Source organism: Aeromonas sp. HMWF015, from assembly GCF_963878965.1.
GTDB classification, from domain to species: Bacteria; Pseudomonadota; Gammaproteobacteria; order Enterobacterales; family Aeromonadaceae; genus Aeromonas; species Aeromonas veronii.
In genome coordinates this window covers 1-1,456 of sequence record NZ_CAWNZT010000241.1, presented here as the reverse complement: position 1 = coordinate 1,456, position 1,456 = coordinate 1, and the positions used below count along the sequence as shown (strand labels likewise).

The following is a 1,456-nucleotide window of genomic DNA, read 5'->3' as shown; positions in this document are numbered from 1 at the left end:
TAGCCTGAAATTCAGCCAGGACGAAATAGTTGCCACCCCAAGGGGCAGGATCAGGCGTCTTCGTGATCGCTGATCAGCAGGTTGGCTGCCGCATAGGCGGCCTGTTCACGCAGCTCGGCGGGCACCCGCTCATCGGCGGCGACCGCGTTGAGGGCGCGGATAGTGGCGGCGATGGCCTTCGGCACATAGCCCTGCTCACCGGATCCAATCTGGTTATAGGCGATACGGATCGCTTCACAGCACTCATAAACCATCATGATTTGCTTCCTTGAAAGTAAAAAGGCGAGCAAATATAGCGGTTTTGCTCCCATTTTGTCAGTATCGCGGTTGTAATTTGCGGCAAGCCCGTTAGTTTGGTTACCCCCCTTTTCTGTTTCGGTCTCTTTGATGCTGTTCTCTTCGCGCAACTCACTGGCGATCTTTCTGACGCTGTTTGCACTTCTCGCCCTGACGCTCAAGGATGGCGCGGACAAATATCTGGTACTCCATGGCTACTCCGTGATGGAGATGGTCTGGTTTCGCTTCTTTGTTCCTTTCCTCGGTCTGCTGCTGTTGTTGCCAAGGCGCACCATGTCGGCGCTGCTGGCGGTGGATCGCTGGCTATTGTTGCGCTCGCTGCTGTTTCTGGTCTGTGCGCTGGTCTCGGTGATTGCGCTGGCCCATGTACCGCTCAACGTCTACACCATCATTTGCCAGCTTGGTTCGCTGGCCTTCGTGGTGGCGGGCGTGATCTTTTTCAGGGAGCGTCTGACCCGGACCAAGGTGGCGGCCGTGCTGTTGGGGTTGTTTGGCGTGCTGGTGGTGACCCATCCTGACGGGGGCGACGCGAACCTCTACTATCTGCTGCCACTGGTTATTGTACTGGCCAACACCGGCTACAACCTCATCACCAAGCTGGTGGATCCACGTCTGACCACCCTCGATATCCTGATCGTCACCTGCTTCATGCTGGGGATGGTGGCAATGGTCGCACTCTGCTGGCAGCCTGCACTGTGGCGCAACCCTGGGCTTGCCGACTGGCCCTATCTGCTGGCGCTACCGGTGGTGACCCTGCTCTCCCAATATTGCCTTATCAAGGCGATGCAGTATGCGCAGGCCTCTACTCTGGCGCCCTTCTTCTATTTTCAGATCTTTTTTTCTACCCTCTGCGGCTATCTGATGTTTGGTGAAATGCCGACCCTCAGTAGTATGGTGGGGTGTCTACTCATCGTGCTGGCAGGCATAGTGGTCATCCATTCCCAGCGCCGGGCTTGTGTGCTGGCGCGGTCTGAGGCGGCGGAGCAGGTGTGACAGTTTGTACGAAACGAATTGTGTAAAAACGGATTATGTAAAAGAAGCGGCCACAGGCCGCGATAAAAAACAGAGCGTGTTACCAGAAACAAAGAGGTGATGATGTTTACCGGAATTGTGCAAGGTGTGGCCGAGCTGGTCGCCATTGAAGAGAGTGCTTCATTTC

2 protein-coding genes are annotated in these 1,456 nt (G+C 55.8%); one reads left to right on the top strand and one right to left on the bottom strand.

Annotated features, from left to right (window positions below; all coding sequences use genetic code 11):
* Positions 1-50 precede the first annotated feature (50 nt).
* Entirely contained in the window at positions 51-257 is a 207-nt protein-coding gene (locus AACS18_RS12975) for a YaeP family protein (RefSeq protein WP_005352334.1), read from the bottom strand.
* Positions 258-387: 130 nt separating this feature from the next.
* Between AACS18_RS12975 and AACS18_RS12970 the strand changes: the two genes are divergently transcribed.
* Positions 388-1,290 carry a DMT family transporter gene (locus AACS18_RS12970; protein WP_108614370.1) on the top strand — a complete coding sequence of 301 codons (903 nt, stop codon included), beginning with the start codon at positions 388-390 and terminating at the stop codon, positions 1,288-1,290.
* The last annotated feature ends 166 nt before the right edge of the window (positions 1,291-1,456 follow it).

Coding starts and splice junctions, on each gene's coding strand:
- AACS18_RS12970 (WP_108614370.1), top strand. CDS start 388: ATGCTGTTCTCTTCGCGCAACTCACTGGCGATCTTTCTGACGCTGTTT.
- AACS18_RS12975 (WP_005352334.1), bottom strand. CDS start 257: ATGATGGTTTATGAGTGCTGTGAAGCGATCCGTATCGCCTATAACCAG.